Origin of the sequence: Duganella caerulea (assembly GCF_040362985.1) — a bacterium.
In the GTDB taxonomy this organism is placed as follows: Bacteria; Pseudomonadota; Gammaproteobacteria; order Burkholderiales; family Burkholderiaceae_D; genus Rugamonas; species Rugamonas vulcania.
Genome location: NZ_BPWJ01000007.1, coordinates 60,603 through 83,414, shown reverse-complemented (window position 1 = coordinate 83,414; position 22,812 = coordinate 60,603). Strand labels below are relative to the sequence as shown.

Annotated in this window: 22 protein-coding genes; 12 read left to right on the top strand and 10 right to left on the bottom strand. The window is 62.2% G+C overall.

Annotated features, from left to right (window positions below; all coding sequences use genetic code 11):
- Positions 1-13 precede the first annotated feature (13 nt).
- Complete coding sequence (locus tag ACUJB0_RS21055) at positions 14-1,495, top strand: FAD-dependent oxidoreductase (RefSeq protein WP_444846923.1); 1,482 nt, start codon at positions 14-16, stop codon at positions 1,493-1,495.
- On the opposite strand, the gene ACUJB0_RS21050 is transcribed toward ACUJB0_RS21055, so the two are convergent.
- Complete coding sequence (locus tag ACUJB0_RS21050; protein ID WP_444846922.1) at positions 1,462-1,992, bottom strand: hypothetical protein; 531 nt, start codon at positions 1,990-1,992, stop codon at positions 1,462-1,464. The genes ACUJB0_RS21055 and ACUJB0_RS21050 overlap by 34 nt on opposite strands.
- Before the next feature lie 267 nt (positions 1,993-2,259).
- On the opposite strand from ACUJB0_RS21050, the gene ACUJB0_RS21045 reads away from it, so the two are divergent.
- Complete coding sequence (locus tag ACUJB0_RS21045; RefSeq protein WP_444846921.1) at positions 2,260-3,150, top strand: alpha/beta hydrolase; 891 nt, start codon at positions 2,260-2,262, stop codon at positions 3,148-3,150.
- An 18-nt stretch (positions 3,151-3,168) separates the two neighbouring features.
- On the opposite strand, the gene ACUJB0_RS21040 is transcribed toward ACUJB0_RS21045, so the two are convergent.
- Positions 3,169-3,600, bottom strand: coding sequence for a winged helix-turn-helix transcriptional regulator (locus ACUJB0_RS21040; RefSeq protein WP_444846920.1), 432 nt, complete (start codon positions 3,598-3,600; stop codon positions 3,169-3,171).
- A 108-nt stretch (positions 3,601-3,708) separates the two neighbouring features.
- Here ACUJB0_RS21040 and ACUJB0_RS21035 point away from each other — a divergent pair, with 108 nt between their 5' ends.
- Positions 3,709-4,461, top strand: a complete 753-nt coding sequence (locus ACUJB0_RS21035) for an SDR family NAD(P)-dependent oxidoreductase (protein WP_444846919.1) — start codon at positions 3,709-3,711, stop codon at positions 4,459-4,461.
- An 86-nt stretch (positions 4,462-4,547) separates the two neighbouring features.
- Positions 4,548-5,123 (top strand): TetR/AcrR family transcriptional regulator, encoded by a 576-nt coding sequence (locus tag ACUJB0_RS21030; RefSeq protein ID WP_444846918.1) that lies wholly within the window; start codon positions 4,548-4,550, stop codon positions 5,121-5,123.
- Positions 5,124-5,186: 63 nt separating this feature from the next.
- Here ACUJB0_RS21030 and ACUJB0_RS21025 read toward each other — a convergent pair whose 3' ends face one another.
- The 4 genes from ACUJB0_RS21025 to glmS form a co-directional block, all read right to left on the bottom strand.
- Positions 5,187-5,882 carry a hypothetical protein gene (locus ACUJB0_RS21025; protein ID WP_444846917.1) on the bottom strand — a complete coding sequence of 232 codons (696 nt, stop codon included), beginning with the start codon at positions 5,880-5,882 and terminating at the stop codon, positions 5,187-5,189.
- 53 nt (positions 5,883-5,935) lie between these two features.
- Positions 5,936-6,637 (bottom strand): DUF6683 family protein, encoded by a 702-nt coding sequence (locus ACUJB0_RS21020; RefSeq protein ID WP_444846916.1) that lies wholly within the window; start codon positions 6,635-6,637, stop codon positions 5,936-5,938.
- A 60-nt stretch (positions 6,638-6,697) separates the two neighbouring features.
- Positions 6,698-7,897: a hypothetical protein gene (locus ACUJB0_RS21015; protein WP_444846915.1), complete on the bottom strand. Its 1,200-nt coding sequence runs from the start codon at positions 7,895-7,897 to the stop codon at positions 6,698-6,700.
- Positions 7,898-7,990: 93 nt separating this feature from the next.
- A complete protein-coding gene (gene glmS, locus ACUJB0_RS21010) occupies positions 7,991-9,820 on the bottom strand; it encodes a glutamine--fructose-6-phosphate transaminase (isomerizing) (RefSeq protein ID WP_444846914.1) in 1,830 nt (609 codons plus the stop codon).
- Between the two features lie 139 nt (positions 9,821-9,959).
- On the opposite strand from glmS, the gene ACUJB0_RS21005 reads away from it, so the two are divergent.
- Positions 9,960-10,412 (top strand): Lrp/AsnC family transcriptional regulator, encoded by a 453-nt coding sequence (locus tag ACUJB0_RS21005; protein ID WP_161088532.1) that lies wholly within the window; start codon positions 9,960-9,962, stop codon positions 10,410-10,412.
- Positions 10,413-10,784: 372 nt separating this feature from the next.
- On the opposite strand, the gene glmU is transcribed toward ACUJB0_RS21005, so the two are convergent.
- Positions 10,785-12,149 (bottom strand): bifunctional UDP-N-acetylglucosamine diphosphorylase/glucosamine-1-phosphate N-acetyltransferase GlmU, encoded by a 1,365-nt coding sequence (glmU, locus tag ACUJB0_RS21000; RefSeq protein WP_444846913.1) that lies wholly within the window; start codon positions 12,147-12,149, stop codon positions 10,785-10,787.
- A gap of 42 nt (positions 12,150-12,191) precedes the next feature.
- Between glmU and ACUJB0_RS20995 the strand changes: the two genes are divergently transcribed.
- The 5 genes from ACUJB0_RS20995 (at position 12,192) to ACUJB0_RS20975 (ending at position 15,376) form a co-directional block, all read left to right on the top strand.
- Positions 12,192-13,073 carry a DUF6279 family lipoprotein gene (locus tag ACUJB0_RS20995; RefSeq protein ID WP_444846912.1) on the top strand — a complete coding sequence of 294 codons (882 nt, stop codon included), beginning with the start codon at positions 12,192-12,194 and terminating at the stop codon, positions 13,071-13,073.
- 53 nt (positions 13,074-13,126) lie between these two features.
- Entirely contained in the window at positions 13,127-13,777 is a 651-nt protein-coding gene (rsmD, locus tag ACUJB0_RS20990) for a 16S rRNA (guanine(966)-N(2))-methyltransferase RsmD (RefSeq protein ID WP_444846911.1), read from the top strand.
- A 107-nt stretch (positions 13,778-13,884) separates the two neighbouring features.
- A complete protein-coding gene (gene coaD, locus ACUJB0_RS20985) occupies positions 13,885-14,382 on the top strand; it encodes a pantetheine-phosphate adenylyltransferase (protein ID WP_161084294.1) in 498 nt (165 codons plus the stop codon).
- A gap of 12 nt (positions 14,383-14,394) precedes the next feature.
- Positions 14,395-14,649 carry a YfhL family 4Fe-4S dicluster ferredoxin gene (locus tag ACUJB0_RS20980; RefSeq protein WP_117012334.1) on the top strand — a complete coding sequence of 85 codons (255 nt, stop codon included), beginning with the start codon at positions 14,395-14,397 and terminating at the stop codon, positions 14,647-14,649.
- A gap of 133 nt (positions 14,650-14,782) precedes the next feature.
- Positions 14,783-15,376 carry a chalcone isomerase family protein gene (locus tag ACUJB0_RS20975; RefSeq protein ID WP_444846910.1) on the top strand — a complete coding sequence of 198 codons (594 nt, stop codon included), beginning with the start codon at positions 14,783-14,785 and terminating at the stop codon, positions 15,374-15,376.
- Positions 15,377-15,418: 42 nt separating this feature from the next.
- Here ACUJB0_RS20975 and ACUJB0_RS20970 read toward each other — a convergent pair whose 3' ends face one another.
- Entirely contained in the window at positions 15,419-15,700 is a 282-nt protein-coding gene (locus ACUJB0_RS20970; protein WP_444846909.1) for a hypothetical protein, read from the bottom strand.
- 170 nt (positions 15,701-15,870) lie between these two features.
- Between ACUJB0_RS20970 and ACUJB0_RS20965 the strand changes: the two genes are divergently transcribed.
- Positions 15,871-16,839 (top strand): LysR family transcriptional regulator, encoded by a 969-nt coding sequence (locus ACUJB0_RS20965; protein WP_117012337.1) that lies wholly within the window; start codon positions 15,871-15,873, stop codon positions 16,837-16,839.
- On the opposite strand, the gene ACUJB0_RS20960 is transcribed toward ACUJB0_RS20965, so the two are convergent.
- Positions 16,840-18,405 carry a methyl-accepting chemotaxis protein gene (locus ACUJB0_RS20960; protein ID WP_444846908.1) on the bottom strand — a complete coding sequence of 522 codons (1,566 nt, stop codon included), beginning with the start codon at positions 18,403-18,405 and terminating at the stop codon, positions 16,840-16,842.
- A gap of 56 nt (positions 18,406-18,461) precedes the next feature.
- On the bottom strand, positions 18,462-18,917 hold the full coding sequence (locus ACUJB0_RS20955; protein WP_008443393.1) for an Lrp/AsnC ligand binding domain-containing protein: 456 nt from the start codon (positions 18,915-18,917) through the stop codon (positions 18,462-18,464).
- Between the two features lie 212 nt (positions 18,918-19,129).
- Between ACUJB0_RS20955 and putA the strand changes: the two genes are divergently transcribed.
- Positions 19,130-22,786 (top strand): trifunctional transcriptional regulator/proline dehydrogenase/L-glutamate gamma-semialdehyde dehydrogenase, encoded by a 3,657-nt coding sequence (gene putA / locus ACUJB0_RS20950; RefSeq protein WP_444846907.1) that lies wholly within the window; start codon positions 19,130-19,132, stop codon positions 22,784-22,786.
- Positions 22,787-22,812 lie beyond the last annotated feature (26 nt).

The window sequence follows — 22,812 nt, the reverse complement described above, 5'->3', positions numbered from 1 at the left end:
ATAGGAGACCCGGATGCAGGCAAGCGAACATGAAGTCATCATTATCGGCGGCGGCCCCACGGGCCTGATGCTGGCGGCCGAGCTGGCCCTTGCGGATGTGGACGTGGCCATCGTCGAGCGCAAGCCGACGCAGCAGCGCGTGGGCGGACGGGCCGGCGGCCTGCATGCGCGCACGCTCGAAGTGCTGGACCAGCGCGGCATCGTCGACCGCTTCCTCGCGCTGGGCAAGACGCACCCGAAGGTCAGCTTTCACGCAGCGCTGGACATCAGCGACTTCCCTACCCGGCACAACTACCTGCTCGCGCTGCCGCAGGAACGGAGCGAACGTCTGCTCGCGGCGTGGGTCGAAGAGTTGAAGGTGCCGGTCTATCGCGACAGGGAGATGCTGGCCTTCGCCTGTGACGAGCACGGCGTCGATATCACGACGGCGCAGGGCGCCATGCGCGCAGGCTGGCTGGTGGGCTGCGACGGCGGGCGCAGCCGCGTACGCAAACTGGCCGGCATCGGCTTTCCCGGTTGGGACGCCTCCACCAGCTGGATCATCGCCGAAGTGAAGATGACTGGGAAGCCCGTGCTCGGCTTCCACGAGGACGCATCCGGCCGCCACGCGATGTCGATGATGGAGGATGGCGAGACGGTCGGCGTGGTGCTGGCGGGACGCGATCCGCACGCCAAGGGCGAGCCGTCGCTGGAAGAGCTTGCCGCAGGCCTGCGGGACATCTACGGAACCGATTTCGGCGTCCACTCACCGACTTGGCTGTCCCGCTTCAACGACGCCACGCGCCAGGCCGACACCTACCGTAAAGCTCGCATGCTGCTGGCCGGCGACGCCGCGCATATCCATCCGCCGCTGGGCGGACAGGGCCTCAATCTCGGCGTGCAGGACGCCGTCAATCTCGGCTGGAAGCTGGCGCAGGTAGTGAAGGGCGTTTCGCCCGCCCCCCTGCTCGACACTTACCAGGCCGAGCGCCACCCGGCCGCCGCCCGCGTGCTGCGTAACACCATCGCGCAAGGCGTGCTGCGAAGGACGGATGAACGCATTGCCGTCCTCGGCGAATTCGTCGCGGAGATGCTGGCGATGGACGAACCACGCAAGCGCTTCGGCGGCATGATCTCGGGCCTCGACATCCGCTACGACCTCGGCCAAGGCCATCCGCTACTGGGCCGCCGCATGCCCGACCTGGACATCGAGACGGCCAACGGGCCAACCCGCGTCTACGCATTGCTGCATGATGCGCGGCCGGTGCTGCTCAACTTCGGCGCGCCGGTCAGGATTGGAAGCGATCGCGTCAAGCAAATCGACGCGAGCTTCCAAGGGGTCTGTGAATTGCCGGCCGCCGGCGCGGTGCCGCTGCCGGCCGCGATACTGATACGGCCGGACGGCTACGTGGCGTGGACCGGAGATGCTGGCGACGCCAGCCTCCCCGAAGCGATAGAGCGCTGGTTTGGCGGAACGCAGCCTCAGGAGGCTGCAGCGTCGACTGGAAAGCCGTAGTCCGGCTGTGCGTTATCCGGCATCCACGGCCAATCGGAGCGCTTGGGGATGGCCCGCCTGGCAGCGGCGAATTCCTCTTCGGTGAGAAACAGGCCAAAGAGATCATTGCCGCCGTTGAGCGCGTAGAGGCGGTGAGTAGAATTTTTCAACCTGGCGTTCACGATCTGGAAGAAAGCGACGGTAGCGCGTTCCCAGCCATCTTCGTTTTGCACGCCGTCGACCACTTCCCAGATGACATATTGCTGGTCGCTGGCATACACCGAGTAGCCAAGCCCGTCGTTGTCGATGACTTCCCTGACTTCAAGCGGAGAGGGTGCATACGGTTCGAGCCGCGCCGACAACTCCGTGTACGCACTCAGGATGCCCTGTTCCGCCAAACTTTCAGCATCCAGGTGGACGAGCTGTTCGTAGTCCAGCGGGTCCTCGGGCAGCGCGGCAGGCAAAGGAACGTCGCCACGTCCAAACAATGACTTGATGCGATTGATGAGAGGGGCCATGGGAGCCTTTAATTGTATACATATGAGAATAGCATCGATGGCACTAATGCCGCCGCCGGGCAGGAATCTCCCCGGCGCGCATTTCTGTTGACAGTAGTCCGCCTTCGTATAAAATGAGTGAGTACTCAGGCATAATCTAAACAGGAGAAATCAATGACGAGCACATTGAGCAGGCGGCGCTTTTTGCTCGCCAGCGCCGTTGGCGCGACCGCATTGGCCAGGGGCTACGCAATGGCCCTAGACCACAACAAATCAGGAGAAAACAAAATGATAAGCAAAGTCAGTATCGACCGCGACGGCCTGGCATTGGCCGGCGACCTGTATGTGCCGGACAACTTCGACCCTGCCCGCCGTTACCGCGCGGTGATCGTGGCCGGTTCGTTCAGCTCGGTGAAAGAGCAGATGGCGGCGATTTACGGCCGCGCGTTCGCCGAACATGGTTTTATCGCGCTGTCCCTGGACTATGCCCATTACGGCGCCAGCGCCGGGCAGCCACGCCAGTACGAATCGCCGCAGGAAAAGCTGCGCGACCTGCAGGCTGCCGTCACCTACCTGCTTGGCCAACCATTCGTCCAAGCGGTGGGCATGGTGGGCGTATGCACGTCCGCCAGCAACGCGCTGTACCTCGCCGCCGGCGACAACCGCCTCAAGGCCGTCGCGACCGTCGCCGGCTTTTTGCCCGATGCCGGCTTGCTCAATATGATGTTCGGCGAGGCGGAACTGGCGCGGCGGCGCCAGGCCGGGGCCGCCGCGCGCCTGAAGTACGAGCGCACGGGCGAGGTGGAAATGGTGCCCGCGTATAGCCATACCGATCCCACGGCGGTTAACCTGGCGCCCGCCGGAACCTTCGATTACTACTTCAATCCGCAGCGCGGCGGCGTGCCCGAATGGACCAACAAATTTGCCGTCATGGCATACGAGGAGTGGCTGCAAACCGATCCCGTCAGCCAGGCCTCGTCGGTCAGGGTGCCCGCCATCATGGTTCACTCGGATGGCTGCACCTTCCCCGAGCAGGCCAGGAAAACCTACGCCCTGTTCAAGGGCGAGAAGACGCTGGCGTGGGGCGAGGGCACGCATTTCGACTACTACGACAACCCGCGCCAAGTCGCCTACGCCGTTCGGAACATCACGGAATTTTTCAGCCGGCACATGGCGTAAGCCGCGCTGCGCAGCTGTTTAACGGCGCTGGTAGACCACGCCTTTGACGGCAATCTGGTCCGGCTCCGGCGCTTCGTCGAAGTGCCGGTTTGCCTCGGCAATCTCGGCCTGGTTGGTGGACGCCCAGTTGACCAGGGCCTTTACCGGCTCGAGCAATGTCCGGCCCAGATCGGTGAGCTCGTAATCGACGCGCGGCGGGATCGACGGATACATGGTCCTGGTGACCAAGCCGTCGCGTTCGAGCCCGCGCAAGGTCAGGGTTAGCATGCGCTGGGAAATGCCGTCGATATCCCGCCGCAGCTCATTGAAGCGGCGGGAGCCGTTGGCCAGCATCGCAACGATGTACAAGCTCCACTTATCGCCGATCCGGTTCAAAATCTGCCGCGTGAACTGGCAGGCGGAAGGGTCGGGATTGCAGATGATGGGTACTTTGGTGTGGGTAGGTGACATGCATGTGCCTTCTTGCGGAGCGTCGATGAGAACAATACTATCCTCGGTATAGACTGGTTTTCGAGGCATTCTTGAACACCAGGTTACTATATTATACTTGGACTACATATGACCCATCCTTCAACGTTGCATGACCACAAAAAAACCATCGTGCTGTTTGGTGCCGGCAGCGGCCTCGGCGCTTCTCTGGCGCACCGATTCGGACGCGAAGGCTATCGCGTCGCCCTGGTCGCGCGTCGCGGCGAAGCGCTGCAACAGCGAGTCGTCGAACTGGCCGAACATGGTATCGAAGCCAAATTTTTCGTGGCCGACCTCGGCGACGTCGCCAACATGCCCACCCTGGTCGCGGCGATTGAAGCGCAACTGGGCGCCATCGACGTCGCCGTGTACGCGCCGGTGCCGGCCGATTTGAGTTTCGTCCCGGCGGTGTCGCTGGACGCGCCGACGCTGCGGTCGCTGATGGACCTCTACACCTACGCGCCGATCGAAATGGCGCGCTCCGTGGTGCAAGGCCAGCTGGCCAAGGGCGATGGCGCGATCGTCATCGTCGGCGGCCTGTCCGCCGTGCTGGCCATCCCCGGCATGAGCGGGGTCGGTCCCGCCATGGCGGCCACCCGCAACTATGCCCACACGCTCAACGCCGAGGTGGCCGGGCAGGGCGTGTACGTAGGGACGGTCAATATCGGCGCCTTCATCCGGGGTTCCGGCTCCTACAATGCCGCCACGGCGGGCGGCAATACACTGGCAGGCCAGTTCCCCATCATCGAACCTGATTTGATCGCACAGGAAATCTGGACCATGGTGCACCAGCGCGACCGCGTGGAAGCGGTGCTGCCTCCACTGCCGCGAGCGCCGCAATAGCAATCGGCGACGCGCCATGGCTCCGCTGCTGGGGCCATGGGACCGCATGTTATGATGAGTGCCCACTCATAAATCAAGCAAGTCGTATGGCCCGTCCACGCAGTGAAGATAAACGCCAGGCCATCGTGCGCGCCGCTACCGGGTTATTTGCGCAAGAAGGCCTGAGTGCGCCCACGGCGCGCATCGCCAAGGCAGCCGGGGTGGCGGAAGGGACAATCTTCGTGTACTTCGCCAATAAGGACGAGCTGCTCAACCAGGTTTATCTGGAACTCAAGTCGCAACTGCGGCTGTCGTTCGAGTTGCCGCCGGCATCGGCGTCGGTGTCGCTTAACGAGCGCCTCGAGCAATTCTGGACCGCCTACGTGGCATGGGGCCTGCGCCACCCGCTCGAGCGCGTGACATTGTCCAGGCTTGAAGTATCGGATCGCATCACGGACGCCAGCCGGGAACTCGCCGCGCAAAGCTTCCACGACGTCATTGCGCTGCTGGTGGAGGCGATGGCGCTGGGCGTGCTGCGCCATCAACCTCCGGCGTACATCGGCGCGCTGTGCGTAGCAATGGCCGAGGCGACCATCGACTTCATCAGCCAGAACCCGGATTCGCGCAAGCAAACCAGCGCCGATGGCTTTGCCGCATTCTGGCGCGCGTTGACAGCGCGCTGAATCGCATCCATGACAACCGATGCGTATCTACAAATCGACGGTCATGAATCGGTGCCACTGCTCTCAAGTCAGAAATGCCTCTGGATGGAGCTTCAATTTCGCCGTCTCAATCTGCGGGCGGGACAACTTCAGCTTTCGTAAAAGACTATTGTCCCGAACGCTGGTGAGGAATTCCAACCCTTTGGCGCTAGTTGTCCGTTTGATTTCTCGCTGAAGTTGGACGTAGGCCGTGTACACGTCAAGTAGACGTGTAGAGCGATACTCCGCCGGCGTCCTTTCAGATTTCTCCAGGTTGACGATGTACCGGATGTCGTCATCGGTCAGCTGCCGAGTCTGCTGGAACCGATCGTAGATGACCTGAAGTGCTTCAAATCGAATGCCGGGCACGATACCTGGGATGTTTGCGACTCGATCCATGCGTAGCAGTAAGTAACGCGTGGCGAATCCCCGCGCCTTGTCGTCCGCCGACGCGCCGAGGCTTCCCGAGCCCCCGCCGCCAGCCTTGCCGGTCCCTTGGTCGCCGTCGCCGGAGTCTGGGGTGAAATCCCTGGTAGTGAAGTCGGGAATGCCTCGAAGCGCCTCTTTGCCGCCCAAGACTATTTCAGCGCATTTGGGGCCGAAAGGCTGTTCGTCCCCGGTGTCTTCATTCAGCAGGATATACGCGGTATGGGTCTTAAAGCCATGCCGGCCGTTGCCACCGGTACGAGTGCAAACAACGTCCAAGTCGACGAAGTCGATGCGCAGAGGGGTATATGTCACATCAGCTCCTTTTCATTCTCCATGCCGAAGCTACTTCTAGTGCGAAAATGTCCCTATCGCTGTACAGGATCTGTCGCGCTCAACCCCCTGTCGCTAATCGACAGGCGGGCCGGGGGCATGCGCAGTACCACTTCCAGATTGGCCCGCGCGGTGTCGCGGATGTGTGCTGCGACCTCGGGTGGCTGAGGGTTCTGTTGTTCCGATTTGTGCGCCAGCGCCATGAAGGTTCCTATCATCGCGGTCTGCTCATACAGGTTGCGCAGTTGTGCGGCATCGACGCGCCGCAGCGCGGCCTGCATCGACGCCTGCTCGCGCAACTGTTGAGCCACGGTCCGGAAAGCGTCGTCAGACACTTCCACATCGTTCAGCACCATATAGTTCCCGACGAGGAAGGCGGCGAGACTGCCGGCCATGTCGCGCTCCGGCAGCCCCAGTTTCTTCTCAAGCTGGGTATAGACGTCCATGGAGCGCCGATAGGCTTGCTCCATTTGCGGACGCTGCTCGACCGGAAAGCGTGTCGCGAGCTCGTGCGCATTTGCCGCCACGGCCGAACGCGCCGGCGCCTTGAGCGGCGAATCTGCCGGCACATGCGGCTTTGCGGCCGCCGGTTTGTCGGGCCCTTGATAGTTGGGTATCGGCACGCGCAGGTCTGGCTGCGGCCAGACCTGGAAGCAGCAGCCATATCCGGCCAGCTGCGCGTTGGCGTGCGGGGCAACGCCCGTTAACAAGACTAGACTCAACAGCAAGGTTCGCATGTGCATTCCTCGTATGATGATGCTGCTTTGGATCGAATGGCACCAACACCCGCGGAGTGCTTAGGTCAGCTCCGGGAGACAGAGTGGAAAAGCTACTCGGCCAGCATTGCTGACGACGCCTGTGACTTCGTCGACTGCAATCACGTACATGCTTCGGTTGCTCGACTTTTGGCAGTTGGGGGGCGTCACCATCCGTCCGCCGTTCTCACTGCTGATACCCAAATTTCTGGTCAATGGGACGTAGCCTCTACCCGGCTCCCAACTGTAGAAAACCAGACCTGCCGCCGGTCGTACCAGCAGCTGGTCAACGGTGCTGGCGGTATTTTGTTGGGCCCACCAGCTCTCCGTGGCGTTCCGGGGCAGTTGCTCGGGATGGGCATACCCTGCGTAGGCCCCCTTGTTGGCGCGACGGTTGTTGTCACGACTCCCACTCTGGAATAAAACACAGACATGGTCCGAGGGGCGGGTCTCACGCCACACCGCACCTTGCTTGCAAGTATCCGGGCCGTAGGCTCCGCCCCCCGGTTGCCTGAGAGACGCGCCACGTGCATTCTCGTCCCATGTTTTCTGCCGCCATGACGGGCTGACGCAAACATAATCCTGAGGCACGGCCTCCCGCCATACGAGTCCATTAACGCATGTATAGGGGCCGTAATCCACCTTCGCTGTTGGAACAGGCGCGTTGTTATGTTCCACGGTGTTAGTGGCCCAAAGGGCGCGGCCCTTCGCTGCGTTGCCAGGTTGGTAGATGACGAGATTGCCATCCGGCTGCGCCGTGACCCAGGCACCGGGATGGCGGTTGGTGTTCGATGCCCACAGCACCTTGCCATCACTTCGCAAAAGAACGAGATTGCCATCGCCTTGCATGATCGTGACGCAACCTGGCCCCTGCTTGTCGGTGTTGGTTGCCCACACCGCCTTCGCGCCATGATAGACGACGAGGTTGCAATCACGTTGCATCACAAAGCGCATGTCTCCCGCCACAAGCGCCTGGTCAAACGTTGCCACCAGCGACTGGCCCGGTAACAGAAAGGTCCGCGGCTCGTTTTGAGCGTCCGCCGATGTGGTCAGAAAAAGGGCTGCAGCAAAAGCGACGGCGATAGAAGGCAATTTCATATGGCACCCACGGGTCGTATGCAAATAGGCATAAAAGAAGGTGGAGTGCGAGAACGGACCTGTCGCATCACCTTGCGCTGGTTGGCTTGCTTCCACCAGCTGAACTCGGTGGATTGAGCCACCATAATAGCGGCCCGATTCCATCCGTTAGTTGTTTTTATGCTACTGTACGCCGCAGCGCTGGCGAATTGCACCCGGCCTCGCCGGGTTGCTCCAGTCACTACCTTGGGGATCTACTTACTCAACCGTCACCGACTTGGCCAGATTGCGCGGTTTGTCTACATCGGTGCCACGTGCCAGCGCCGAGTGATAGGCCAGCAGCTGCAGCGACACCACGTGCAGGATCGGCGACAGCAGGCCGTAGTGTTCCGGCAGACGGATCACATGCACGCCTTCGCCCGAGGTGATGCGCGAGTCGACGTCGGCGAACACGTACAGCTGGCCGCCGCGCGCGCGCACTTCCTGCATGTTGGACTTCAGCTTCTCGATCAGCGCGTCATTCGGGGCGATGGTCACGACCGGCATTTCTTCCGTCACCAGCGCCAGCGGGCCGTGCTTCAGTTCGCCGGCAGGATAGGCTTCGGCGTGGATATAGGAAATCTCTTTCAGCTTCAGCGCGCCTTCCAGCGCGATCGGGTAATGCATGCCGCGGCCCAGGAACAGGGCGTTTTCCTTGCGGGCGAAATCTTCCGACCAGGCGATGATCTGCGGCTCCAGCGCCAGCACGGCCGAAATCGCTACCGGCAGGTGGCGCATGGCTTTCAGGTGCTGCTCTTCTTCGGCGTCGGTCAGGCGGCCGTTGACTTGCGCCAGCGACAGCGTCAGCAGGAACAGCGCGGCCAGTTGCGTGGTGAAGGCCTTGGTCGAGGCCACGCCCACTTCCACGCCGGCGCGGGTGATGTAGGCCAGCTTGCACTCGCGCACCATGGCGCTGGTGGCGACGTTGCAGATCGTCAGCGTGTGCTCCATGCCCAGGCTGCGCGCATGCTTGAGCGCGGCCAGCGTGTCGGCGGTTTCGCCGCTTTGCGAGATGGTCACAACCAGCGTGTTCGGGTGCGGCACGCTGTCGCGGTAGCGGTATTCGCTGGCGATCTCGACGTTGACCGGGATCTTGGCCACCGATTCGATCCAGTACTTGGCGGTCAGGCCGGAGTAGTAGCTGGTGCCGCAGGCCAGGATCAGCACGCGGTCGATCTGCTTGAAGACGTTGTAGGCGCCGTCGCCGAACAGTTCCGGCATGATGCCGGTGACGCCTTCGAGCGTGTCGCCGATGACGCGCGGCTGTTCGAAGATTTCCTTCTGCATGTAGTGGCGGTACGGGCCCAGCTCAGCCGCGCCGGTGTGCGCCAGCACAGTCTTGACTTCGCGCGTGACCGGCTTGCCGTTCACGTCGACGATCCAGGTGCGCGCCAGTTGCAGGTCGACCACGTCGCCTTCCTCCAGGTAGATGATCTGGTCGGTGGTGCCGGCCAGCGCCATCGCGTCCGAGGCGACGAAGTTTTCACCCTGGCCCAGGCCGACGATCAGCGGCGAGCCCTGGCGCGCGGCCACCACGCGGTGCGGTTCCTCGCGCGCGAACACGGCGATCGCGTAGGCGCCGTGCAGGCGCTTGACGGCTTGCTGGACGGTGTCGAACAGGTCGCCGTTGTACATGTGGTCGACCAGGTGGGCGATCACTTCGGTGTCGGTCTGGCTCTGGAAGACGTAGCCGAGCGCGGTCAGTTCGGCGCGCAGTTCGTCGTGGTTTTCAATGATGCCGTTGTGGACCAGGGCGATGCGCGCCTGTTCGGTGGTCGGCGAGAAGTGCGGGTGGGCGTTGTGGGATGCCGGCGCGCCGTGCGTGGCCCAGCGGGTGTGGGCGATGCCAGTGAAACCCTGCATGCCGACATCGGCGATCTGCTTTTCCAGGTCGGCCACACGCGAGGTGCTGCGCGAGCGCTGCAACTGGCCATTCACGTGCAGGGCGACGCCGCAGGAGTCGTAGCCGCGGTATTCCAGACGCTTGAGGCCTTCGAGCAGGATGGGGGTGATGTTGCGTTGCGCTACCGCGCCGACGATGCCGCACATAGAAAACCTCGCTGAAAATTAGTGTAGCCATGCTAGAGCATGACTCCTGAAATATGCTTTCTAATTCCTGTATATTTTGGAATATTCTTTCACCGATGTTGACGTGTGAAATATTATTTCATTTTTGAGGAATATTTTTATGGATGAGATAGATCGTCGCATTTTAAATGCGTTGCAAGTTGATTCGTCACAAACAAACAGCGAGCTGGCGCTGGCGGTCCACGTCTCCGCGCCGACCTGTTTGCGTCGGGTCAAGCATCTGACCGAGAGCGGCGTGATCCAGCGCCAGGTGGCCATCGTGGCGCCGGAGAAGGTTGGCCCCAGCCTGACGGCGATTGTGGAGATATCGCTGGATGTCCAGGCCGCCGAGCGCATGGCCGAGTTCGAAGCCCATGTGGCGGGCGATGATGCCGTTCTGCAGTGCTACCGCGTGGCGCCGGGGCCGGATTTCGTGCTGGTCGTCCAGGTGGCGGACATGCCGGCCTACCACGCGCTGGCGCACCGCCTGTTCGCCACGCAGACCAATGTGCGCAACGTCAAAGCCTACTTTTCCACCTTCCGTAGCAAATTCGAGACGCGGATCGCGGTTTAGCGACTTATCCCGGGCTTGTTCAATGGCTTCTGCACAGGCTTATCCACACTGGCGTGACAACAGGAAATGTTTTCCCGCCTTTTCCACGGCTTTTCCAAGGGCTATGCACGGGCTTATACCCAACCTTATCCACAGTAAATAGTTATCCTAATTTACTCACATGATTTCCCACAGGCTTATCCACATCACAGGCTGAAGTGTGGCTACATGCCGTCGCGAAGGGTCGCTTTTCTCCTGCTAGCATAGTTGTGCAACTGTTTTCCCCGGCTTATACGCGGCTTTTTCACCGCTTATCCGATGGCTTCTCCACATCGTTATCCACAAATGAAAAAAGCCGGGACATGTCCCGGCTTCCTGTGGAGTGCGATGCTGTTACTTTGGCTTTTTAACCGGACGGCTCCAGTTTTCGACGGTGATCTGGCGCGCGCGGGAAATCGTCAGCTTGCCGGCCGGCGCATCCTTGGTCAGCGTGGTGCCCGCGCCCAGCGTGGCGCCCTTGCCCACCGTCACCGGTGCCACCAGCTGGCTGTCGCTGCCGATGAAGGCGTCGTCTTCGATGACAGTGCGGAACTTGTTGGCGCCGTCGTAATTGCAGGTGATGGTGCCGGCGCCGATGTTGACGCGCGAGCCGATCGTCGCATCGCCGATATAAGCCAGGTGGTTGGCCTTGCTGTGCGCGGCGACCTGGCCGTTTTTGATTTCGACGAAGTTACCCACATGCACATCCTCCGCCAGCACGGTGCCGGGGCGCAGGCGCGCGTATGGGCCGATGATGGAGACTTCACCCACCACCGCCTCTTCGATGTGGCAGAACGGCTTGATCTGGGCGCCGGCCAGGATGCGGGAATTGACGATCACGCAGTGCGGCCCGATGCGCACGCCATCGGCCAGCTCGACTTTGCCTTCAAACACGCAGCCGACGTCGATGGTGACGTCGCGGCCGCAGACCAGCTCGCCGCGCACGTCGATGCGGGCAGGGTCCATCAGCGTCACGCCCTGTTCCAGCAGTTTCAAGGCGATATTGGCCTGGTGGATGCGTTCCAGCTCGGCCAGCTGCACCTTGCTGTTCACGCCGGCCACTTCCCACTGCGCCGACGGCTGGGCCGAAACCACCGGCACGCCATCCGCCACCGCCATGGCGACGATGTCGGTCAGGTAGTACTCGCCTTGGGCGTTGTTGTTCTTCAGCGCGCCCAGCCATTGCTTGAGGCGCGCGGTCGGCACCACCATGATGCCGCTGTTGATCTCTTTGATGGCACGTTCGGCTTCGTTCGCGTCTTTTTGCTCGACGATACGGACGATTTCTCCGTTTTCACGGACGATGCGGCCGAGGCCGAAAGGATTGTCCTGGACCACGGTCAGGATGCCCAGCTTGTCGTTGCCGGCCACGTCCACCAGCGCCTGCAGCGAGGCGGCGGTGGTCAGCGGCACGTCGCCGTACAGGATCAGGGTGGCTGCGCTGTCGTCCAGTTCGGGCAGGGCCTGCATGACCGCATGGCCGGTGCCCAGCTGCGGCTCCTGCAGCGCGGTGGCCACTTTCTCCGGCTGGGCAGCCAGCATCTCCAGCACGGCTGCGCCGCCGTGCCCGTAAATCACGCATAATTGGCTAGCAGACAGGCTACGCGCCGTATCCAGAACGTGCGACAACAGCGGCTTGCCCGCCAATGGATGCAACACTTTCGGCAGCGCGGATTGCATGCGTTTGCCCATGCCGGCTGCGAGGATAACTACGTTCATAGGTGCCAAGTCAAAGAGAATTAATCAAAGCGAAAGTTTAACATGCCAATTATTCACAACCGCGCGCTACGCCGCCTTTTGCTGGTTGTTCTGCTGGCTGTCCTGGCCGGCTGCAGTTCGCTGCGCCTGGCCTACAACCACGGCGATACGCTACTCTACTGGTGGCTGGACGCCTACGTCGACCTCAACTCCGATCAAAAGACCTGGGTCAAGCGGGATATCGACGAGCTGTTCCGCTGGCATCGTAAAACCCAACTGCATGACTACGCGCAAATCCTGCAAACGGCGCAGCGCCAGCTGGCCGGCAACCCGACCACAGCCGACCTGATCGGCGACTACGACGAAGTCAAAAGCCGCACGCAATTGCTGCTGTTCAAGGCGCTGCCGGAATTGGCCGACCTGGTGCGCTCGCTGCAGCCGGAGCAGATCGCCACGCTGGAAAAGAAATTCGCCGCCAACAACGCCGAGTTCCGCAAGAAAAACATGAAGGGCGACCAGGATGCCCAGCTGAAGTTCCGCTATAAAAAATCGATGGAGCAGTTCGAACTGTGGTTCGGCAACTTCAGCCCGGAACAGGAAGCGCAAATCCGCAAGGCCTCCGACGCGCGACCGCTGGACAACGACATCTGGCTGGACGAGCGCATGCGCCGCCAGAAAAATATCCTGACCCTGGTGCAGAAGGTGCAGCGCGAAAAGCTGAACAAGGAAGCGACGATGGCGCTGATCCACACGCTGGTCAGGGACACCTTCGAGCGCCTCGAACATTCCGAGCGCAAACAGTTCTTCGACGCTTACGAAGCCTCCACGGCCCAGCTGGTCCTGACGGTCGTCAAGATCGCCACGCCGGCCCAGAAGGCCCACGCGCAGAAGCGCATGCAGGGCTGGATCGACGACTTCAACAGCCTGTCGGCGGAACCCCGCTAAGGCCCATATGGTATAGTGGCCCCTGTTGAATCAATGACTTAGAACACAGCCACATGCCAAAGAAGCCCGCCAGCAAAGCAGCGAAACCCGCCAAAGTCCCGGTCCACGGTCCCCAGCACAGCAACCAGGTGCGCATCATCGGCGGCGCCTGGAAGCGCACGCCGCTGCCGGTGCTGAGCGCCTCCGGCCTGCGCCCGACGCCGGACCGCGTGCGCGAGACCGTGTTCAACTGGATCAATCACCAGCGCGACGGCTATTGGGCCGACGCCCAGGTGCTGGACTTGTTCGCCGGCAGCGGCGCGCTGGGTTTCGAGGCGGCCAGCCGCGGCGCGCAATCGGTGACGATGATCGACACCGTGGTGCCGGTGGTGCGCCAGCTGGAAGAGATCAAGGCCAAGCTGAAGGCCGAGAACGTGCAGGTCATGCGCGCCGACGCGCTGGCCGTGGCCCAGTCGGCCGCCGCGCGCGGCCAGAAGTACGACCTGATCTTCCTTGATCCGCCGTACCAGCAGGAATTCCTCGAACGCTGCCTGCCGCTGTGCACGCGCATCTTGAAAGAGGGCGGCCTGATCTACGCCGAATCCGGCCTGGCGCTGGAGTTCGCCGAGGGCGACGAGCCGGAATGGATGGCGCCGTGGGAAGTGATCCGGGCTGACAAGGCCGGGATGGTGTTCTATCATTTGTTGAAGCACAAGGCCCCCTAAACGCCTGTATTTGCCGTTAAATAGACCCCAAGCAGCCCCAAATTAAGGCAGAAAGGGTTTTTCAGGCATAATGCGCGTTCTATATTGGTGCACTGCAAGGAGCCGCGATGGTAGTAGCCGTTTATCCAGGAACTTTTGATCCGCTGACCCGTGGTCACGAAGATCTGGTGCGTCGCGCATCCGGTCTGTTCGACACGCTGGTGGTGGGCGTCGCCGACAGCAAGAACAAGAAACCGTTCTTCTCGCTGGAAGAACGCCTGACCATCGCCAACGAAGTCCTGGGCCACTATCCCAACGTCAAGGTCGAGAGTTTCTCCGGCCTGCTGAAGGATTTTGTGCGCGAGCATGACGCCCGCGTGATCGTGCGCGGCCTGCGCGCCGTGTCCGACTTCGAGTACGAGTTCCAGATGGCGGGCATGAACCGCTACCTGCTGCCGGACGTCGAAACCCTGTTCCTGACCCCGTCCGACCAGTACCAGTTCATCTCCGGCACCATCGTGCGCGAGATCGCTGTGCTGGGCGGCGACGTATCGAAGTTTGTCTTCCCATCGGTCGACCGCTGGCTGCAAAAGAAAATTGCCGCCAACAACGCCGCCGAGCAATAAGCGAGTTCCAGCATGGCCTTGATGATCACCGACGACTGTATCAATTGCGACGTTTGCGAGCCGGAGTGCCCGAACGACGCCATCTACATGGGCGCCGAAATTTACGAAATCAACCCGGACAAGTGCACCGAATGCGTCGGCCATTTCAATGAGCCGCAATGCCAGCAGGTGTGCCCGGTCAGCTGCATCCCCTTCAATCCCGCCTGGCGCGAGAGTGAGGACCAACTGCGCGAAAAATTCGAGCGTTTGCAGGCCGCCAAGGCCTGACGAGCCTAAAAAAGCATGACCGTGCGGCCAATTTGCGCCGCAGCGCGTTTTTGCGCCACTCCCGGTGGTATATTCCAGCAACGCCCGCATCGCGGGCAATGACGCTGGCATTTACCATCCTCGGAGACAATTCATGAATCGCAGAAACATCATCAAGAGCCTGATGGCAGCCGCCTTCCTGGCCGGCAGCTTCAGCCTGCCCGCATTTGCCGCCGTGGAAGTGGCCGGCGTCAAATTCGACGACAGCATCAATGTCGCCGGCAAGGAACTCAAACTCAACGGCGCGGGCCTGCGGACCAAGGTGATCTTCAAGGTCTACGCCGCCGGCCTCTACCTGACCGAAAAGAAAACCACCGTGCCGGACGTGCTGGCCACGCAGGGCCCGCGCCGCGTGGCGATCACGATGCTGCGCGAAGTGAGCTCGGAAGACTTCGGCAAGGCCTTCATGGAAGGCCTGAACAACAACACCGACAAGAACGAGCGCAGCAAGATCCTGCCGCAGACGATGAAGTTCGGCGAGGTGTTCGCGCAGATCCAGACGCTGAAAAAGGGCGACCAGCTGACGCTGGACTGGACCCCGGGCGAGGGTACGCAGTGCTATCTGAACGGAAAGAAAATCGGGGAATTGATGCCGGACGTGGCGTTCTACAACGCCGTGCTGCGCATCTGGCTGGGCGACAAGCCGGTCGACAGCTCGTTGAAGCCCGCCCTGCTGGGCGAGAAGTAATGTTGCGGCGCGGTACCGGTGGCCGGTACCGCTGCTGAATATTTAGGCACGCGAGGCCATGGCGCGCAATTCGGCGGCGTGGCTCGGGTCGCGTTCCATCGAATTGAGCATGCGCTTGAGCATCATCGCATCACGCATCTGGCGGCGCTGCAGCTGCTCTTCCTTGCTGCGCTTGGGCTTGACGACCAGCACGGCGGCGCGCGCCAGGCCGCGCAGCAGCGGTTTGAACAGGACGGCCAGCGCGCACACGGCGCCGCTTGCCAGCGCCAGCTCACCGGCGGCGATCAAGGAAATATTCTGTACGACTGAGATGATGGTAGACATGTTGTTATACTGCATTTAGAATCAAGTGTAACTATAGTGCAGCGCAACATAAGTATCCAATTTACTTCCCCGATAACAATTATTCGTTTGGTGAATGGGATCTCTTGTATTGACGGGAAATCCATATTTCTCGATACTGCACTGACCCCAACCCCACATCCCGAGCCGACATGAGCTTTTTGACGCTGGACTTGAATTTGTTACGCGTCTTCGACGCCGTGATGACAGAGCAGAACCTCACACGCGCCGCCGGCCACCTGGCCATGACCCAACCCGCCGTCTCCAACGCCATCAAGCGCCTGCGCGAGAGCCTGGGCGACGAGTTGCTGATCCGCACCGCCTACGGCGTCAAGCCGACCCCGCGCGCGGAAGCGCTGTGGCCGTCGGTGCGCAGCGCGCTGGCCAGCCTGGAAGCGGCGGTGGCGCCGGAAACGTTCGACGTGTCCGCCGCCCACGCCACCTTCCGCATGGCCATGGCCGACGCCACCGCCGCCTTCTGGCTGCCGTCGCTGATGCGTTCGATCGAAAGGGAGGCGCCGGGCGTCAACGTGCGCATGGTGCCGTTGACCACGCGTGAGCCGCGGCCGATGCTGCTGCGCGGCGATATCGACTTGGCGGTGGGCTTCTTCCCCGGCGTGGCGGCGCAGCTGTCGTACGAGACCGGCTCGCCGATCCGCCACGAGCGCCTGTATTCGGGACATTATGTTTGCGTGATGCGGCGCGACCACCCGCTGTCCAAGGTCGACCTGACCCTGGACAACTATTGCAAGGCCAATCACTTGCTGGTGAGCTTCTCCGGCCGCGCGCACGGCCTGGTCGACGAGGCACTGGCGCAGATCCAGCGCGAACGCCGCATCCTGCTGACGGTGAACCAGTTCTTCACGGCCGGCCGCGTGGTGGCCAATTCCGACCTGATCACCGTGCTGCCGCGCCACCTGATCGCCTCGACCGGCATGACCGACGCGCTGATTTCCAAGGAATTGCCGTTCCAGCTGCCGGCCGTGCACCTGGACATGCTGTGGCACGAGCGCGATGCGCGCAGCCCTGCCCACAAGTGGCTGCGCATGAACCTGGAAGGCATGAACACCGTGGCCCAGCGCACCGCGCCGGGCACGGCGCCCAAGAACGACACCTACTGATTACTGGTGGCTGGAGCGGTAGCCGATGCGGAAACCGCCCCAGTGCTTGCCGTTCACATAGATCGGCGCCGACAGGTCGTGCATCACCTCGCCGGTGTCGCGCTTGTAGGTTTGCAGCAGGAAAGGCTTGGTGTTCGAGCCGCAGCGCTTGCCGGTGCGGTCGCTGAAGATGCGCTTGGTGCGGTTGTTGACCATGTCGACGTCGTAATTGCCCGTCAACGGCTGCGAGAACTTCTTGTTATGGGTGGGGAAATATCCATTGTTATCCACAGCGCCGGCATAGGCCAGCTGCGGCATTGCCGCCAGCACGCCTTCCTGCAACTGCGGCAAGGCGCGGTCGGTGAAATCGTCGAAGCGGGTCTTGTGCTTGGGCGGATCGGTGTTCGGGATCGGCGTGTATTGGCGGTCGAACAATGCCTCGCGCGTGATCTTGCCGGAGGCGATGGCGGCCTCGAACAAGCGTCCCACCTGCGCGGCCGCCTGCTGCGCGGCGATGCGGATCGCGTCGTGCGAGGTTTCGATCGACGACTCGCCCAACGCGCCGGTGATGACTTCGGCCCGTTCCGCCAGCGCCATCGCCGAACTGGCTGCGCGTGGCAATTCCTTCTCGGTGGATAACAGGCTGTCGCGGATACTGGCGATGGCGGCGGCGATTTCATCGGTGGTGGCGACGTGTTCGCGCGAGGCCCGCGCGATTTCGCCGATCTCTTCCTCCGACACCCCGGAGGAGCGCTCGATATTGCCCAGCAAACCATGGACGGTTTCCACGTTGCCGGCCGCCTCGCTGACCTTGGCCGCCAGCGAATTCATGCCGGTGGCGGCCTTTTCGGCCTGCTGGTTGATTTCGCGCACCATGGTGCTGATTTCGTCGGTGGCTTCCTTGGTGCGCAGCGCCAACTGGCGCACCTCGCTGGCGACCACGGCAAAACCGCGTCCCTGCTCGCCGGCGCGCGCCGCCTCGATGGCGGCATTCAGCGCCAGCAGGTTGGTGCGGGCCGAGATTTCGCTGATGGCCTCGGTGAAGCCGTAAATCTTACGTGAATTCGTTTGCAAGCTGGCCATGACGGCCGCCGCGGTTTGCGCATCCTCGCGCGCCGTATTGATGCGCTGCAAACCATGGTCGGCCTCGGCGCGGCCGGTCACGGTTTCGCCGCGCACCTGGGCGGCGATCTTGGCGGCGCGCTCGGCGTTGGCGGCAATCGCGGCGGTGGCCTGCGCGTTGTGGGCGGAACTGCGGGCAATGCCGCCCGCCGTGCCAACATCCAGCTCGATTTTCTTTTTGACGGAATCGACGAAATACGAGGTTTCCGCCGCGCCGATCATGATGGCATCGATTTCATCGCCGACCACTTGAGCGAAGCGTTTGACGCCACCCTCGTCGCTGTTCTGCCGGGCGCCCCACCACGCCACCACGGCCCCGGCCAGCGCCGCCGGCGCGGCCGTGTAGACCAATGCGGCGCCGTCACCGGCGGCCAGCTTGAATAGATATGCCAGGCAAGTACCACCAGCCGTCGCGCCCAATAACCACAATCCACGTTGCACCAGCTTGTGCTGCAAAAGCTTCATTTGTCCCCCGTTTTACCAGGCGCCTTGGGCGTCTCGACTAATTTATTTCCGTGACGCTATTTTATAGGTAACTTGGTGGTATTCTTCACTTCTTCCATCACGGCGTAGGTGTGGGTTTCACGTACGCCCTTCTGGAGCAGGGTTTTACCCAGGAATTCGCGGTAGGCCGCCATGTCCTTGACGCGGGCTTTGACCAGGTAGTCGAAGCCGCCGGCAACCATGTGGCATTCCAGCACTTCGGGGATCACCTGAACGCTGTGCTTGAAGGCGTCGAACACTTCGGGCGTGGTGCGATCGAGCACCACTTCGATGAAGACGAGCAGGGACACGTCGAGCAGCTGAGGATTCAGTTGCGCGGTGTAGCCCATGATGTAGCCGGACTCGTGCAACTTGCGCACGCGCTCCAGGCAAGCGGCCGGTGACAGGTTCACGCGCGCCGCCAGTTCCACATTGCTGATGCGGCCATCGCTCTGCAATTCCATCAAGATTTTCTTGCTGATCTTGTCTAACATTTCCGGGAACTCCCAAATAAATATTATTTGGTTAAATTGTCGCACTAAAAACAATCTATTGCTAGTCCCCTGCAATACCAGAATTAATCCAGAAGAAATCACTTTACAATCGAATCATCAGCAGTTCACACAGATTCACGCTCGCCAGCACCCGCCGGTCGAGCGTTTTTTTGTAATGAACCGCGCCAAAATTTCCTTTCTGAGAGTATTCAATGCAAGTAGCAGCAGCCACCGGTTTCACCCCTTTCGCCGCCTTGCAGGATGAGATCCTGCGTGACCCGATTCCCCTGCGCGCAGCAGTGACGGCGGCCTATCGCCGCGACGAAGTCAGCGCCGTTCAGTGGTTGTTGGAACAGATCAAAAACAACGACGCCGGCACGCTGCAGCAAGCCCAGCAACTGGCCCATAAACTGGTCAGTTCGGTGCGCGAACAGCGCACCCGCGCATCCGGCGTCGATGCCCTAATGCATGAATTTTCGTTATCATCTGAAGAAGGCGTGGCACTGATGTGCCTGGCCGAAGCACTGTTGCGTATTCCCGACAACGCCACCGCCGACCGCTTGATTGCCGACAAAATCAGCAAGGGCGACTGGCGCAAGCACCTGGGCGAGTCGCCGTCACTGTTCGTCAACGCCGCCACCTGGGGCCTGCTGATCACCGGCAAGCTGGTGTCCACCAGCAGCGAGACCGGCCTGGGTTCGGCGCTGACCAAACTCATTTCCAAGGGCGGCGAGCCGCTGATCCGCAAAGGCGTGGACCTGGCGATGCGCATGCTGGGCAACCAGTTTGTCACCGGCCAGACCATCAACGAAGCCATCAAGAACGGCCAATCCAACGAGGCGCGCGGCTACCGTTATTCTTACGACATGCTGGGCGAGGCCGCGCTGACCGAGGCCGACGCCAAGAATTACTACGCCTCCTACGAAACCGCGATCCACGCGATCGGCAAGGCATCGAACGGCCGCGGCATCAAGAGCGGCCCCGGCATTTCGGTGAAGCTGTCGGCGCTGCATCCGCGCTACAGCCGCGCCCAGCGCGCCCGCGTGATGGACGAGCTGCTGCCGCGCGTGCGCGAATTGATGCTGCTGGCCAAGCACTACGACATCGGCCTGAACATCGATGCGGAAGAGGCCGATCGCCTGGAACTGTCGCTGGACCTGATCGAGGCGCTGGCGCACGATCCCGAGCTGGCCGGTTTCGAAGGCATCGGCATCGTCGTGCAGGCCTACCAGAAGCGTTGCCCGTTCGTTATCGACTACCTGATCGACCTGGCCAAGCGCAGCGGCCGCAAGTTCATGGTGCGCCTGGTCAAGGGCGCGTACTGGGATGCCGAGATCAAGCGCGCCCAGGTCGACGGCATGAGCGGCTATCCGGTCTACACCCGCAAGGTCTACACCGACGTGTCCTACCTGGTGTGCGCGCAAAAGCTGCTGGCTTCGACCGGCGTGATCTATCCGCAGTTCGCCACCCACAACGCGCAAACCCTGTCGACGATCTACACCTGGGCCAAGCGCGACGGCGTGACCGACTACGAATTCCAGTGCCTGCACGGTATGGGCGAATCGCTGTACGACCAGGTGGTCGGCAAAGACAACCTGGACAAAGCTTGCCGCATCTACGCCCCGGTCGGCACCCACGAAACACTGCTGGCCTACCTGGTGCGCCGCCTGCTGGAAAACGGCGCCAACTCCTCCTTCGTCAACCAGATCGTCGACGAAGCGATCCCTATCGATTCGCTGATCAAAGATCCGGTCGCGCTGGCGCGCGAGCAGGGTGGCTTGCCGCACACCGGCATTGCACTGCCGCTGGACATGTTCGGCGCCGAGCGCAAAAACTCGGCCGGCTTCGACCTGGCCAACGAGGACGTGCTGCGTAAAATTTCGGCGGAACTGGCCGCGCCGCGCCGCTGGCACGCCGCGCCTTTGCTGGCGGGCGGCCTGAGCGCCGGCCAGCCGGTGCAGGACGTGACCAATCCGGCACAGCGCAGCGACATCGTCGGCCAGCTGGTCGAAGCCAGCGCAGCCGACGTGGAAACCGCGCTGACCAGCGCCAGCAATTTCGCCATGGATTGGCAGACCACCGAGCCGTCGCAACGCGCGGCCGCACTGAACCGCGCCGCCGGCCTGTTCGAAGCCAACGCCATGGAACTGATGACGCTGGCGATCCGCGAAGCCGGCAAATCGCTGCCGAACGCCATCGCCGAACTGCGCGAAGCGGTCGACTTCCTGCGCTACTACGCGGCCGAAGTGCACGGCTCGACCAATACGTTGGCGCTGGGTCCGGTGACCTGCATCAGCCCGTGGAACTTCCCGCTGGCGATCTTCACCGGCCAGGTGGCCGCCTCGCTGGCGGCCGGTAACGTGGTGCTGGCCAAGCCGGCCGAGCAGACGCCGCTGATCGCCCACCGCGCTGTCGAGCTGCTGCACGAAGCGGGCGTTCCGCGCGCCGCGCTGCAATTTCTGCCGGGCCGCGGCGAAGTGGTCGGCGCCGCGCTGACCGCCGACGCGCGCGTCAAAGGCGTGATCTTCACCGGCTCGACCGAAGTGGCGCAGCTGATCAACCGCACCCTGGCCAAGCGCGCCGTCGCGGAAAACGCCGACATCCCGCTGATCGCCGAGACCGGCGGCCAGAACGCCATGATCGTCGACTCGTCGGCGCTGCCGGAGCAGGTGGTGCAGGATGCGATCTCGTCGGCCTTCGACAGCGCCGGCCAGCGTTGCTCGGCGCTGCGCGTGCTGTTCCTGCAGGAAGATATCGCCGACAAGACCATCAAGATGCTCAAGGGCGCGATGCAGGAGCTGAAAGTCGGCTGCCCGGACCGCCTGGCGACCGACATCGGCCCGGTGATCGACGCCGAAGCCCAGCAAAACCTGCTGGCGCACATCAACAAGCTGAAGGCCACCGCGCTGAACTACTTCTCGCTGGACCTGCCGGCCAGCGTGACCACGGCCGGCACCTTCGTGCCGCCAACCGTGCTGGAAATCCGTTCGCTGTCCGAGCTGACGCAGGAGGTGTTCGGCCCGGTCCTGCACGTGATCCGCTACAAGCGCGCCGACCTGCCCAAGCTGATCGAGCAAATCAACGAAAGCGGCTACGGCCTGACGCTGGGCGTGCACTCGCGCATTGATGAAACCATCGACTACATCAGCTCGCGCGCGCATGTGGGCAATATCTACATCAACCGCAACATCGTCGGCGCCGTGGTGGGCGTGCAGCCGTTCGGCGGCGAAGGCAAATCCGGCACCGGCCCAAAAGCCGGCGGTCCGCTGTACCTGAAGCGTCTGCAACGCGGCGCCATCATCAGCACGCAACACGAACGCCAGGCGACGCCGGGCCTGGATGCGCTGACCGTCTGGTCGAAAATGCACGGCCACGAACGCATCGCCAACCTGGCCGAGCAATACAGCCGCACCACGATGCTGGGCAGCCTGACAGTATTGCCAGGCCCGACAGGCGAACGCAACACGTTGGCGCTGGTCGCGCGCGGCTGCGTGGTTTGCGTGGCGGGCACGCAAGCCGGCCTGCTGAACCAGGTCGCGGCGACGCTGGCGACCGGCAATATCGCGCTGGTGACGGCGGAATCATCGAAATTGCTGCCTGCGGACCTGCCTGCGGTGGTCAAGGATCGCATCCAGGTTATCGGTAGCTTGGACAGCTTCAATGGCGATTTCCAGATCGCATTGGTGGAGACCATGCTGGTCGGTGGCCTGCGTGCCTCCCTGGCGGCCCGTAGCGGGGCGCTGGTGGGCTTGATCGACACCAACGAGGATGGCGCCATCCCTCTGTGGCGTTTGCTCGCTGAGCGCGCTCTGTGCGTGAATACGACCGCTGCCGGCGGCAACGCCAGCCTGATGACGCTGGACGCATAAACCTATCACCTGTTGTTGTTTTGGGG